Genomic DNA, 13,777 nt, shown 5'->3' with positions numbered 1-13,777 from the left:
CGATGAAAATTGTTATTGTTGGAAGCTCCCATGCCGGAATTTGTGCTGGTTTACGGGCGCTTGAAGAATACCCAGAAGCCGAGATTACGCTTTATGATAAGCGTAATCAGGTTTCTTTTGTTTCTCAAGGAATTATTTCTTACCTCGCGGGTCAAAAATCTGTGCTTTTTCAATCTAGCTATTCTTCGGTAGAAGAATTAAAAGAAGCGGGATTGAACATGCAGATGGAAACTGTGATAGAAGAAATTGATACAAATCATAAAAAAGTATTTTACCGTAGAAATAACTCAAAGAAAACAAAAGTTACCGATTATGATAAGTTAATTTTAGCGACGGGCTCATATCCGGCGATGACCTCAGTTCCTTTTGATAAAAAAAGTAATCTTTACTTTTTGAAGAGTATGGAAGATGCAATAAAGGCTGAAGAATTTTTGGCAACAGCTAAAAATATTGCAGTAATTGGCGGTGGAATGACTGGTGTTGAAGTTGCTCGAATTACACAAGATAGAGGAATTCAAACGACCCTCATTCACCGCAATAAAAATCTTTTGAATGATTATCTTGATGAACCTGCCAGTCGTTTGTTGGAAAGTTGGATGAATGCTGAAGGAACTCGTCTCTTATTAAATACTGAAGTAACAGAAATTAGCGTTGATGGAGAAAATACGGTGGTTCAAACAGCAAATGGTCAAAAGATTGCTGTTGATGGGGTCATCTTTACAATCGGTTTTCGTCCTAATTCTTATCTTTTGAATCAACAAGTTGAGTTAGGGGATAGAGGGGCAGTCGTAGTTGATGAATATATGCAAACAAGCTGTCCTGATGTTTTTGCAGTGGGTGACGTCTCAACGACTTATGTCAATTTATTAGAAGAGAATCGTTATCTTCCACATGCGTCAGATGCTGTTCGAGACGGAGAAATTGCGGCTATTAATTTGCTAGAAGCTCGGCAAAAAATTACGAGTACTCAAGGAACTTATCATGTTCCGATGAAAAATTTAGTAATGGCCATGACTGGAATTACAATGAAACAAGCGGTTGATTTTGGTTATGATGCAGATGCTGTGCACTTATTAAATGAACATCTCGAAGGGCGTCTGCCAAGTAATGTTTGGATGATTTATGAAAGACGTACGCATCAAATTCTTGGTTTACAATGTATCGGAAAAACGAGTGATATGGCAGAATATGTTAATATTTTCTCACTTGCGATTCAGCAACAATTGAGAATTGAAGATATTGAGTTTACAGATTTTTATTTTGAACATGGATACAAAGATCCACGAGGCTTTAATCGGATCCTTGCTCGATTAGTCAGAGAGAATGAAAGGTAGAGCGAAATATTGAGTTTTTTTCGGAGCATTCTAATAAACAGAGAATTCGTCGTCGTCAGGGTAAATCTTTATTTATTAAACTGGTTCTTTTCATTGCTATCATAGCGGTCGGGGTCTATTTCAAACTATCATTTTTTCTGTTACTAGTCATCTCTCTTTTGTATTTATTGGCTTTTTGCCTTTTATTTAGATATGATTCAAGAAAATTTGAGAAAAGACTATCTTTAGAGCAAGAAAGTGTCAGAAAAAAGGAATCTTTAGCTTCGCAATTGAAAAAGCTTAAAGAAGAAGAAAAAATTCAAAAAGCATTAAATCACTTTGAACGAATTCCAGCAGAATTTAAAACAATTGAAACGGTCAGCCACATGATTCGTTATATGAAACGTGGTGAGGCACAGACTTTGGAAGAAGCACTCTATTTTTGGGAAATGGATGAAAATAATCATTCAACGAACAAATAATTTTACTGACAGAACTGTCGGTCATTAGTAAGTAAAAATGAATTAACTGACAGCTTTGTCAGTTATTTTATTCTTGAAAAAAATCATGTAAATCATCATTTTTTTATGCTATAATGAGAACTGAAATTCTATTTATTTGAAGATAGAAAAAATAAGATAAAGGGTCGAAAAACATGGAAAATCTTTTTGAGAAATTGATGGATCAGATCAAAATGCCACCAAACTTGCGTCGTTCTAGACAGTTTGAGCATGCTGATATTGAAAATGTTGAAGTGCATACGGCAAGTAAGCTCTGGCACTTTCAGTTAATTTTTGACGAGATTTTACCAATTGACACATATAAATTACTGACAGAATTGACAGAGACAGCTTTTTCTACAATCGCTCGTACAGAAATTTCTGTCAGTAGCCGTGAAATAGTCATTGACGAGCAAAACCTTAATGATTATTATCAATATGCGCTGACACTTCCTGAACTTTGTGATTCTGCTTTTTCAAGTATTTTTAAGAAATATCATCTTGAATTGCAGGAAGAAAAAATTCAGTTGATGGTTGAAGATAATCCACGAATGGACTTTTTTGTTGAAAAATACTTTCCAATTTTAGAAGAAAAATTCGCAGATTTTGGTTTCGGAAAATTAAAAATTATTCCAGTGGTTGATCAACAATTAACCGACTTACAGGTGGCTGCTCATGCCGAAAAAGTAGCCGCTCGCTTGGCCGCTCAAACGGCAGAGCAAGCTCAAGTTTCGGAGCTTAAAAAACAACGCTCAGAGGAACGTGAAAGTAAAAATACTAGAGAAGCCAAACCAGAATTTGTAGAGACGGCACTTTCTGATGGGATTTTCTTTGGTCGAAAAATTAGTGGACAAAGTCCAATTACCAGTATGTCTTTCATCGCTGGGGAAGGCTTTGGGGTTATCTTTGAAGGTCTTGTTTTTGAGGCCGCACATCGCGAATTTACAGGAAAAGAATCAGGTAAAGTCAATCATATTTTAGAATTGAAAATGGCTGATGAAACATCAACCTTTATGATTTCCAAATGGGGTCGTAAGGACGAAGAAATTGCACAATTTGACCAAATTGTCAGCACCGTTAAAGCCATGAATGAAAAAATTCTTACTGACGGAGCGGATAATTTTACTGACAGCCTATCTGATGCCCTTTGGTTACGTGTGCAAGGAAATATTGAACACGACAAATATAAAGATGACTTAGTAATGACGGCAAATGCGGTTGTTGAAATTAAACCTAAACCAACCATTGACCGTGTGGCTCTCCAAATCAAAGCTGTAAAATCAGATAAAATTCAACTGGGTCGTGAAATCAAAAATAATGAGCCAGTCACTCCGATGCGTTCTGTCAGTGAATTTTCTACTAACGGTCCTGTTGTTTTTGAAGGTTATGTCTTCAAAGGGGAACTCCGCGAAATCAAATCACGTAAAACAGGAAACATCAGTTATCTTCTTGAATTTGAAATGACTGATTACACGTCAAGTTTTTATGTGCAAAAGTGGTTACGTGGCGAAGAAGAAATTCAATTGGCCAAACAAATTAAAGCGGGACTATGGTGTCGAGTTCGCGGGAATGTTCAACGGGACAATTTCAAAAATGATTTAGTGCTACAATTGACTGATTTGATTGAAATTCCGACACAAAATGTTCGTGAAGATAAGTCTGATGAAAAACGTGTTGAGTTTCATGCCCATACTAATATGAGTCAAATGGACGCGATTCCGTCCGCTTCAAGTTTAGTTGCTCAGGCTGCAAAATGGGGACATAAAGCCATTGCAATTACTGACCATGGGGGCTTGCAATCTTTCCCTGAGGCTCACTCGGCAGGTAAAAAGAATGGGGTCAAGATTATTTATGGAGTCGAGGCCAATCTTGTCGAAGACAAAATCCCAATTGTATTTAATGAAACAGATGTTGATATGTATGAATCAACATATGTCGTCTTTGACGTCGAAACAACAGGTCTTTCAGCAGTTCATAATGATTTGATTCAAATTGCAGCAACAAAAATGCACAAAGGAAATCCCATTGATGAATTTGATGAATTTATTAATCCGGGTTATCGTTTAAGCGAATTTACAACAGAACTAACCGGAATTACTGATGACCATGTCAAAAATGCGAAACCGCTTTATGAAGTACTGACGAAATTTCAAAAATTTTGCGAAGGAACAATTCTTGTCGCTCATAATGCACCTTTTGACGTGGGCTTCATGAATATGAACTATTCACGAAATGGGCTGCCGATTATTAGTCAACCTGTCGTTGATACTCTTGAATTTGCCCGTAATCTCTATCCCGAAATGAAACGTTTTGGTTTAGGACAATTGACCAAGAAGTTTCAAATCGGACTTGAACATCACCATATGGCCAATTTTGATGCGGAAGCAACTGGGCGTTTGCTCTTTGTATTCTTGGAAGAATTACGGACCAGAAACACAGGGTGGACAAGTCTGTTAGAACTTAATGCCAAGTTGGTCAGTGAAGATTCTTATAAAAAAGTACGACCAAAACACGTGACTTTATATGCTAAAACACAAGAAGGACTTAAAAATCTCTTCAAGATTGTTAGTTTTGGAAATGTGAAATATTATGCTGGTCTTCCTCGTCTTCCTCGGTCAGTTTTGGAAGCCAATCGCGAGGGATTACTTGTTGGTTCAGCCTGTGAAGTCGGCGAAGTCTTCGATGCAGCGATTAATAAAACTTTTGAAGAAACGCTTGAAATTGCTAAATTTTATGATTTCATTGAAGTTTTCCCACCAGCACTTTATCGCTCACTTGTTGTCGGCGGCTCTTTCAAATCAGAAAAAGAATTGGAACAAACGCTTAAAGATTTGATAAAAATCGGAAAAACGCTTGGCAAGCCAGTTCTGGCCACAGGAAATCTCCATTATCTGAATCCGGAAGATGCCATTTATCGTGAAATTATTGTCCGCTCACTTGGTCTTGGGGCAGAAATTAACTGGACACAAGGACACGGGGAGCATGCAAAACCTCTTCCATTACCTGAAGCTCACTTTAGAACAACTGATGAAATGCTTGAAGCCTTTAGTTTTCTTGATGAGAAAACAGCGCGTGAAATTGTCATTGACAATACCCAAAAAATGGCTGATGAGTTCGATGTTCTCACTCCTGTTCGTGATGATTTATATACACCTAAAATGGTCTTTGACGGAGGAGAAACCTCAGAAGAGCGGATTGTTCGCTTGACTTATGAAAAAGCCCACGAGTGGTATGGAAATCCATTGCCAGATATTATTGATGCAAGGCTTGAAAAAGAACTGCGATCGATTTTGGGGAATGGTTTCTCAGTCGTGTATATTATTTCGCAAGAACTTGTAAAACGTTCCAATGAGCGCGGATATATTGTTGGTTCTCGGGGATCAGTAGGTTCGTCACTGGTTGCGACCATGATTGGAATAACCGAAGTAAATCCACTGGCACCTCATTACCGTTGCCCAGAATGTCAATATTTTGAATGCTATGATGATGGATCTTTCGGTTCAGGTTATGATATGCCGGATAAAAATTGTCCTAAATGTGACCACAAACTCATCAAAGATGGGCATGATATTCCTTTTGAAACTTTCTTAGGTTTCAAGGGAGACAAAGTTCCCGATATTGATTTGAACTTTTCAGGGGATGACCAACCTTTGGCTCACTTGGACGTTCGTGATATTTTCGGGGAAGATTACGCTTTTCGGGCAGGAACAATTGGTACGGTTGCCGAAAAAACGGCTTTTGGTTTCGTCAAAGGCTACGAACGTGACTATGACCAATTTTATGGCAATGCTGAAATTGACCGTTTAGCTGCCGGATCGACGGGTGTCAAGCGAACAACAGGTCAACACCCAGGAGGGATTATTGTTATTCCAAATTACATGGATGTTTATGATTTTTCTCCAGTTCAATTTCCAGCCGACGATGTCAATGCCGAATGGCAAACGACTCACTTTGATTTCCATGCCATTCATGATAATATCTTGAAACTCGATATTCTTGGACATGATGATCCAACGATGATTCGAAAATTGCAAAGTCTTTCTGGTATTGTTCCTCAAGACATTCCGATGGATGACCCCGGAGTGATGAAACTTTTCACCGGGACAGAATCTTTAGGTTTGACCGAAGAGCAATTGGGAGTAAAACTCGGGACTCTTGGAATTCCTGAAATGGGAACTTTTACCTCAATGAATATGATTGCCGAAGCCAAACCCAAAAACTTTGCTGATTTACTGCAAATTTCTGGACTTTCCCATGGAACAGACGTATGGTCAGGAAATGCCCAAGATTTAATTCGTTCAGGAATTGCCGACCTTTCAAGTGTTATCGGTTGTCGGGATGATATTATGGTCTATCTCATCCATAAAGGACTTGAAAATGGTCTTGCTTTTACAATTATGGAGCGTGTACGTAAGGGAATGTGGAATAAAATTCCTGCCGAAGAACGTGAGAAATATGTGGAAGCCATGCGAGAACATGAGGTTCCAGAATGGTATATTGAGTCTTGTTCTAAGATTAAATATATGTTCCCTAAAGCCCATGCGGCAGCTTATATTATGATGGCTCTGCGGGTGGCTTATTTCAAAGTACATCATCCAATTTTCTATTACTGCGCATGGTTCTCTATCAGGGCAACGGCCTTTGATATTGGTGTCATGGGGGCTGGTCTTGAAGCAGTCAAATCAAAAATGAAAGAAATTAAGGATAAAGGTTTTGAGGCTACAAATGTGGAAACTAACCTTTATACAACTTTGGAACTCTGTAATGAAATGTTAGAGCGTGGCTTCACTTTTGGTAAAATTGACCTTTACCGCTCTGAGGCTACGGAGTTTGTCATTGACGGTGACACTTTGATTCCGCCATTTGTAACGATGGACGGATTGGGTGAAAACGTGGCAAAACAAATCGTCGCAGCGCGTGCTGAGGGTGAATTTTTGAGTAAGATGGAACTTCGTAAACGTGGGGGAGTTTCACAAACCATTATTGAAAACATGACCAATATGGGCGTTCTTGAAGGTATGCCTGATGATAATCAATTAAGCTTATTTGATGATTTCTTTTGATTTAAGCAATTGAATCGCTAGATTAGTCATTTATATTAAAAAAAGTCGAAAGTTCTTCGACTTTTTTTGTACTATTTTTAGTTACATTTACTAACAAATTGCGTATATTCTAGTATGGTACAGAAAAAAGCACAAGAACTCATTCAAAAGGCAATTGAGATGGAGGCTTCTGATATTTATTTAATTGCTTCAGGAAATCTTTATAAGATATATATTCGTCAACAATTAGGGCGAACTTTATATAGAGGAACTTAACCAAGAGATTGGTTTAGCATTACTTACTCATTTTAAATTTCTTGCTGGCATGAATACTGGTGAACGCCGGCGTGTTCAGCTGGGTGCTTGTTGGTATGAACTAGAGGGAAGTTCGGCAAAACGTTTGCGCCTTTCAACAGTGGGAGATTTTGAAGGAAATGAATCATTGGTTATCCGTCTTTTGCATGACCAAAAACAAGAACTTGAGTTTTGGTATGACGATAAACTTCAGGATTTTCGATGTAAACGAGGACTTTATTTATTTTCTGGGCCAGTAGGGTCTGGGAAAACTTCACTAATGTTTGACTTAGCCCACCGTCATTTTTCAAATGCACAGGTTATCACTATTGAGGAGCCTGTAGAATTAATTGAATCTGATTTTATTCAGTTACAAGTTAATGATATAATTGGGAATAGTTATGATGAATTAATTAAACTTTCTTTAAGACACCGACCAGATTTACTAATTGTTGGAGAAATTCGAGATCAGCAGACAGCTCGTGCTGTATTGCGTGCAAGTTTAACAGGCTATACAGTTTTTTCTACTATCCATGCGGCTTCCGTGAAGGGAGTGGTTCAACGTTTGTTGGAATTGGGTTTGAGTGATTGGGAATTGAAAAATGGATTAGAGGCAGTTGTTTATCAACGGTTAATAGCGGGAAAAGGAGTATTAGATATTGCGAAAAGTAAATTTGACACTTGGTCGCCGAAAAAATGGAATGAAAAGATTGAGAACTTATATGCAAACGGACATCTTACGGCTATTGAGGCCGAAAGGGAAAAAATTAGCATTAATCAAGCAAGCAAAATTGATACAACTGATGGGGAATCTTTTGAATAATGGTTTCCATTTGGGAGAAGTTATCAATTTTTTAGCTTTATCAAAATTAGTAGAAAAAGAGTTTGTATTCAAAATGCACCAAGGTCTCAGTTCTGGAAATTCATTATCTGAAATTTTAGATAGTCTCTCTTGTTCTAAAAATGTTGTGACACAACTTGCTTTGGTAGAAGTGCATGGGAATTTAGTAGGAACCATGCAATTGGTAGAACTGCATTTAAAAAAGCAGCTTAAGGTCAAAAAGAAATTAATTGAAGTGGCAACTTATCCAGTTGTATTGTTGGTATTTCTCATTGGAATTATGTGGGGCTTGAAAAATTATTTATTACCTCAAATTGATAAGGGAAATAATTTTGCTACTTTATTAATTAATCATTTACCGCTAGTATTTTTTTCTGTTGGTGCTTTAATCGTTTTACTGACAAGTTTATCAATAATAATATTCAAACATCTTTCAGCACTCACTAATTTTACTTTTTTGGTTAAAGTTCCATTAGTAAGTTCTTTTATCCGCTTGTATTTGACCGCTTATTTCTCCAGAGAATGGGGAAATTTAATTGCTCAAGGAGTTGAATTGCGACAAATAATAGAATTGATGAAAAAGCAGAAAATTCGCATTTTTGCGGAAGTTGGAATTAAACTTGATTTGGGTTTGAAGGCTGGTCAGAATTTTGAGCAAGCTGTCAGTCATTTTTCGATTTTTTTACCAGAACTTTCTTTGATGATTGAGTACGGCGCGATTAAAGATAAATTAGGGTTGGAGCTTTCTGTTTATGCTGATGAATGTTGGGAACAATTCTTTTCTAAGATAGACCGTCTAATGCAATTAATACAACCCCTTATTTTTATTTTTGTTGCTTTGATGATTGTCTTATTGTATGCAGCGATGTCGTTACCCATTTATTCTAATATGGGTTCTGGAATTTAAAAAAAGGAAGGAAATTTATGAAAATAGAAAATATAACTTTAATAATGATCAAAGCTTTGTCATTAATTAAAATTCACGGAAGAAAGCTTTGGCAAAAAAAGCAAAAAGCATTTACCTTGATTGAGATGTTAATTGTGTTGGCAATTATCAGTATTTTAATTTTGCTTTTTGTGCCAAATTTGATAAAAGAAAAAGCACAAGTTCAAAAAACTGGTGAAGCAGCAGTAGTTAAAGTAGTTGAAAGTCAGGCACAACTTTATGAGTTGGATCATGATAATGATAAGCCAAACCTATCAGAACTTTTAAGTGCGGGGATGATTACGCAAAAGCAAGTCACGGCCTATGATGATTACTATGACCAGAATAAAAATGAACAGCGCAATTTCGATGATTAGAGCCTTCACTTTGTTAGAATCTCTACTGGTATTACTTATTGTCTCTTTTATCACCCTCTTTTTCTCAGCAGAATTGACTCAAACAGTGCATTTATTTAAGGGAGACTCTTTGTTTTACAGTTTGAAAATTTATACAAAATAAGTCAGGAGAATGCAGCGCTACAAAGTAGTTCAGAAAATTTAGGAAGTGAAAATGGGAAATTGATTTATGAAAACAAAGAGATAGATATTCCCAAAGAGGTTGAAATGGCAGAATTTTTGATTATATTTGATGAGAAAGGGGGGAACTCAAGTTTACAGAAAATCAAAGTTTATTTACCTTATGAGAAGAAAACAATTTTATATCAAATGGAGATGGGGAGTGGAAAATATAAAAAGAAAATCAATTAAGGGATGTATACTTCTTGAGAGCCTAATTAGTATGGCATTATTGAGCTTTTTGGTCACTTTTCTCTTAAGTGCTCTTACTAATTCTCGTCAGCAAGAGGTACAAGAAAATCAACAAATTGAGTCCTTAAATGTAGCTCAGATGGCAATAGAAAGTCAGCTGATGGAACTATCGTTAAATGGTTCTGTTATAAAAATAAGACAAGATTCGACTGCAACCATTATTAGTGACCATGGAAAGGAAATTTTGCGACTTGAAGCTCAAAATTAGGGCATTTACTTTACTTGAATGTCTCGTAGCACTTTTGGCAATTTCTGGTTCAGTGCTAGTCATCTCAGGGCTGACTAGAATGATTGAAGAACAGATGAAAATAAGCCAGAATGATAGTAGGAAAGATTGGCAAATATTTTGTGAACAAATGCGTTCAGAACTCTCCGGAGCAAAATTAGACAATGTGAATCAAAATTTTTTGTATGTGACCAAAGATAAGAAGTTACGGTTCGGATTAGTAGGGGATGATTTTCGTAAAAGTGATGATAAAGGGCAAGGATACCAACCGATGCTTTATGATTTAAAAGGAGCAAAAATTCAGGCAGAAGAAAATTTGATAAAAATAACAATTGATTTTGCTAATGGAGGTGAGCGAGTATTTATTTATCGATTTACTGATACAAAGTAAAAGGAGGGATACTTTTATATACTTTGGTTTTACTGCTAATTTTTTCTTTATTTCTACAGTTTTATTTGCAAAAATAGGTGCTTACAGCTCAGCAATTGAAAATAGAAAAGGAGCGACTGACAGCCGAATTAATGGTTTCATTGGCTCTTAAAAAGGATTTGAAAACGAGTGGTCAACTTAATTTTGATTGTGGAAATTTAACTTACAAATTACTGACAGATCTGTCAGCTGATTCAACTAGCGGTGGTCAAACTGTTAGTAATAAAACTTATTGTTTTGATGTTCGGCTTAAGGATGGAAGAATTTATCAAATAGTAAAGTAAAAATAATGTTAACTGGTTGACATTATTTTTACTTTACTATATAATTAACCAGTAAACTAATTATGGAGGACGAAATACTATGAGTTTAGCAAATCAAATCGACCAGTTTCTTGGGGCAATTATGCAGTTTGCAGAAAACAAACATGAAATATTACTTGGCGAATGCGAAAGTAATGTTAAGCTAACAAGCACGCAAGAACATATCTTAATGATTCTAGCTGCAGAGGTTTCGACAAACGCGAGAATTGCCGAGCAACTCAAGATTTCGCCAGCAGCGGTAACTAAAGCTCTCAAAAAATTACAAGAGCAAGAACTGATTAAATCAAGTCGGGCAACAAATGACGAACGCGTAGTCCTTTGGAGCCTGACAGAAAAAGCAGTTCCAGTTGCTAAAGAGCATGCTGCTCATCATGAGAAAACTCTAAGTACCTACCAAGAATTAGGAGACAAATTTACTGACGAAGAACAAAAAGTGATAAGTCAATTCTTATCAGTACTTACGGAGGAGTTTCGATGAAGAAAATATTGATGTTATTTGCTATTCCGGCAGTTTTACTTCTTGCTGGTTGTCAAAAAACAGCAGACAAACCAGAAGTTGTGACAACTTTTGAGCCGATGTATGAATTTACGAAAGCAATTGTTGGAGATAAGGTTAAAATCGAAAATATTGTTCCGGCGAATCAAGAAGTTCACGAATTTGAACCGAGTGCCAAGCAAGTTGCAACAATGACAAATGCTCAAGCTATTATTTATAATTCTGATGACCTTGAAAAATGGGCTCTGAAAGTGAATAATAAAGGAGTCAAAATAGAAGCAAGCAAAGATGTCAATAAAATTAAAGGAGATCCACATACTTGGATTAGTCCAAAGCAAGCAATTATTGAAGTTAATACAATTGCTGAGGAATTAGGGAAAAAATTCCCAGAAGATAAGACAACTTTTGAAAAGAATGCAGCAAACTATGTTGTCAAATTGAAAAAGTTAGATAGTGAATTTGACACTCTAAAAAATGCCAAGCAAAAAACATTTATCACACAACATGAAGCATTTGCTTACCTTGGACGTGATTATGGTTTGAAAGAAATTGCTATTGCTGGACTCGACCCAGAAGTTGAGCCATCAGCTTCAACACTTGCTACTTTAAAGACTGAAATGGAAAAAGCCGGACTTAAAAATGTTTACTTTGAAGGAAATGCAAATAGTAAAATTGCAGAAACTTTGGCAAAATCAGTTGGAGCAAATCTAATTGGTATCAATACCGTTGAAGGCTTGTCGGATCAACAGAAAAAAAATGGGGATAACTATCTCACATTGATGCAAGAAAACTTGACAGCTTTGAAGAAAACAATCAAGTGAGTTTAAGGGAAAATTAAGAAGAAGGAATTATAATGAACTTCTTCCAAAAATATCTTTTCATAAAACTCCTTGAAACTCTCGTTCTTATGAACGGGAGTTTCGTGTTTTTGAATAAAAAATAAGAGGCACTAGATAGTTCTATAATTAGGGCCACTATTAAAGATAAAAAGAGAAAAAAATGAGATATATCAATGTTGAAAATCTGACCTTCTACTATGATAGAGAGCCAGTGTTAGAAAATATTAGCTACCATGTGGACTCTGGCGAATTTGTCACCTTAACTGGAGAAAATGGAGCGGCAAAATCAACTTTAATTAAAACAACTTTGGGTATTTTAAAACCAAAGAAAGGGAAAATAACGATTTCTTCTAAAAATAATAGAGGAGAAAAGTTACGAATCGCCTACCTTCCACAGCAAGTTGCAAGTTTTAACGCAGGATTTCCAAGTTCTGTTCATGAATTTGTCATGAGTGGACGCTATCCAAGACAGGGATGGTTTAAAAAAATGGGCGCTCATGATTTAGAACATGTCAAGGCAGCTCTTGATTCAGTTGGTATGTGGGACTATCGCGATAAAAGAATTGGTGAACTTTCGGGAGGTCAAAAGCAAAGGATTGCTATTGCGAGAATGTTTGCTAGTGACCCTGATTTATTTATCCTTGATGAACCAACAACTGGTATGGATGATGTATCAAGTAGTGATTTTTATCAATTGATGCATCATGCGGCCCATAAGCATGGGAAAGCAGTCCTAATGGTCACTCATGATCCTGAGGAAGTGAAAGATTTCGCTGATCGTAACATTCATCTATTAAAAGACAAAAATGGAAAGTTCGCTTGTTTTGATTTGCATACTGACCGTGATAGAGTTCTCCAAGAAGCGCAAGAAGAATTAGAGGAGAAAGCAAATGTTTGAATTATTCCAGTATGATTTTATGAGGAATGCTCTCTTAGCAGCGACAGCAATTTCAATTTTCTCGCCATTACTTGGTGTATTTCTTGTCCTGCGTAGACAAAGTCTAATGTCGGACACATTATCGCATGTTTCTTTAGCGGGTGTTTCCTTTGGCGTGCTATTAAGTTGGAATCCAACGATTACTACTTTAATTACCGTAGTGATTGCTGCAGTTTTTCTAGAATATTTGAGAACGATTTATCATAATTACATGGAAATTGCGACGGCGATTTTGATGTCGGCGGGTCTTGCTATTGCTTTATTAATTTTAAATTCTTCCAAAGGAGCAACCTCTGTAAGTTTAGAGCAATATTTGTTTGGTTCAATTATCACAATTTCACTTTCGCAAGTAATTATGCTCTTTGTTTTGGCGGCGGTTGTTCTACTTGGATTTATTCTATTTTTACGTCCGCTTTATGTGATGACATTTGATGAAGATACGGCATTTGTTGATGGACTTCCAGTTCGCTGGATTTCAATTGCCTTTAATATTGTGACAGGGATTGCGATTGCACTGATGATTCCGGCAGCGGGAGCTCTATTGGTATCAGCGATCATGGTGTTACCAGCTTCGATTGCGATGCGATTAGGAAAATCTTTCAAGGCTGTGCTTTTTATCTCAGTTATTGTTAGTTTTATTGGGTTAAATGCTGGTTTGATTGCTTCTTATTATATGGATGCGCCAGCCTCTGCCGCAATAACTTTGATTTTCATTGTTCTTTTCTTAGTTACTTCAAGTTTAAAACGATTAATTAGAGCATAAAATAAAAAAGAAGTACTGAAT

12 protein-coding genes and 3 pseudogenes are annotated in these 13,777 nt (G+C 36.6%); all 15 read left to right on the top strand.

Going from position 1 to position 13,777, the window contains the following annotated elements; translation table 11 throughout:
- Positions 1 to 2 precede the first annotated feature (2 nt).
- The 15 genes and pseudogenes from LLA01S_RS06400 to LLA01S_RS06335 all read left to right on the top strand — a co-directional run bounded on the left by LLA01S_RS06400 (position 3) and on the right by LLA01S_RS06335 (position 13,756).
- Entirely contained in the window at positions 3 to 1,334 is a 1,332-nt protein-coding gene (locus LLA01S_RS06400; RefSeq protein WP_021211223.1) for an NAD(P)/FAD-dependent oxidoreductase, read from the top strand.
- Between the two features lie 269 nt (positions 1,335 to 1,603).
- A complete protein-coding gene (locus LLA01S_RS13160) occupies positions 1,604 to 1,795 on the top strand; it encodes a hypothetical protein (protein ID WP_021211222.1) in 192 nt (63 codons plus the stop codon).
- A 173-nt stretch (positions 1,796 to 1,968) separates the two neighbouring features.
- Positions 1,969 to 2,562 (top strand): annotated as a pseudogene (locus tag LLA01S_RS13560) (PolC-type DNA polymerase III N-terminal domain-containing protein); the annotation flags it as partial.
- 531 nt (positions 2,563 to 3,093) lie between these two features.
- Positions 3,094 to 6,876 (top strand): annotated as a pseudogene (locus LLA01S_RS06390) (PolC-type DNA polymerase III); the annotation flags it as partial.
- 114 nt (positions 6,877 to 6,990) lie between these two features.
- Positions 6,991 to 7,972, top strand: a pseudogene (gene comGA, locus LLA01S_RS06385) (competence type IV pilus ATPase ComGA).
- A complete protein-coding gene (gene comGB / locus LLA01S_RS06380) occupies positions 7,872 to 8,897 on the top strand; it encodes a competence type IV pilus assembly protein ComGB (protein WP_050574185.1) in 1,026 nt (341 codons plus the stop codon). Before comGA ends, comGB begins: the two are co-directional and overlap by 101 nt.
- A gap of 44 nt (positions 8,898 to 8,941) precedes the next feature.
- On the top strand, positions 8,942 to 9,292 hold the full coding sequence (gene comGC / locus LLA01S_RS06375) for a competence type IV pilus major pilin ComGC (protein ID WP_050574187.1): 351 nt from the start codon (positions 8,942 to 8,944) through the stop codon (positions 9,290 to 9,292).
- Positions 9,293 to 9,493: 201 nt separating this feature from the next.
- Positions 9,494 to 9,682 carry a hypothetical protein gene (locus tag LLA01S_RS13155; RefSeq protein ID WP_014573336.1) on the top strand — a complete coding sequence of 63 codons (189 nt, stop codon included), beginning with the start codon at positions 9,494 to 9,496 and terminating at the stop codon, positions 9,680 to 9,682.
- A gap of 31 nt (positions 9,683 to 9,713) precedes the next feature.
- Complete coding sequence (gene comGE / locus LLA01S_RS06365) at positions 9,714 to 9,950, top strand: competence type IV pilus minor pilin ComGE (RefSeq protein WP_014573335.1); 237 nt, start codon at positions 9,714 to 9,716, stop codon at positions 9,948 to 9,950.
- Positions 9,934 to 10,359 carry a competence type IV pilus minor pilin ComGF gene (gene comGF, locus LLA01S_RS06360; protein WP_439709040.1) on the top strand — a complete coding sequence of 142 codons (426 nt, stop codon included), beginning with the start codon at positions 9,934 to 9,936 and terminating at the stop codon, positions 10,357 to 10,359. Before comGE ends, comGF begins: the two co-directional genes overlap by 17 nt.
- Before the next feature lie 95 nt (positions 10,360 to 10,454).
- A complete protein-coding gene (locus LLA01S_RS06355) occupies positions 10,455 to 10,682 on the top strand; it encodes a competence protein ComGG (protein ID WP_228764408.1) in 228 nt (75 codons plus the stop codon).
- Positions 10,683 to 10,761: 79 nt separating this feature from the next.
- On the top strand, positions 10,762 to 11,199 hold the full coding sequence (locus tag LLA01S_RS06350) for a zinc-dependent MarR family transcriptional regulator (RefSeq protein ID WP_011677180.1): 438 nt from the start codon (positions 10,762 to 10,764) through the stop codon (positions 11,197 to 11,199).
- The gene (locus LLA01S_RS06345) at positions 11,196 to 12,038 is read left to right on the top strand and encodes a metal ABC transporter solute-binding protein, Zn/Mn family (RefSeq protein ID WP_011677179.1); all 843 of its coding nucleotides are present in this window, start codon (positions 11,196 to 11,198) and stop codon (positions 12,036 to 12,038) included. Before LLA01S_RS06350 ends, LLA01S_RS06345 begins: the two co-directional genes overlap by 4 nt.
- 178 nt (positions 12,039 to 12,216) lie before the next feature.
- A complete protein-coding gene (locus tag LLA01S_RS06340; protein ID WP_011677178.1) occupies positions 12,217 to 12,954 on the top strand; it encodes a metal ABC transporter ATP-binding protein in 738 nt (245 codons plus the stop codon).
- Positions 12,947 to 13,756 (top strand): metal ABC transporter permease, encoded by an 810-nt coding sequence (locus tag LLA01S_RS06335; RefSeq protein ID WP_061778009.1) that lies wholly within the window; start codon positions 12,947 to 12,949, stop codon positions 13,754 to 13,756. Before LLA01S_RS06340 ends, LLA01S_RS06335 begins: the two co-directional genes overlap by 8 nt.
- The last annotated feature ends 21 nt before the right edge of the window (positions 13,757 to 13,777 follow it).

It is taken from the genome of Lactococcus cremoris subsp. cremoris NBRC 100676 (assembly GCF_001591705.1).
GTDB lineage: Bacteria > Bacillota > Bacilli > Lactobacillales > Streptococcaceae > Lactococcus > Lactococcus cremoris.
The sequence above is the reverse complement of the archived record's forward strand: the minus strand, read 5'-3'. Positions and strand labels throughout refer to the sequence as shown.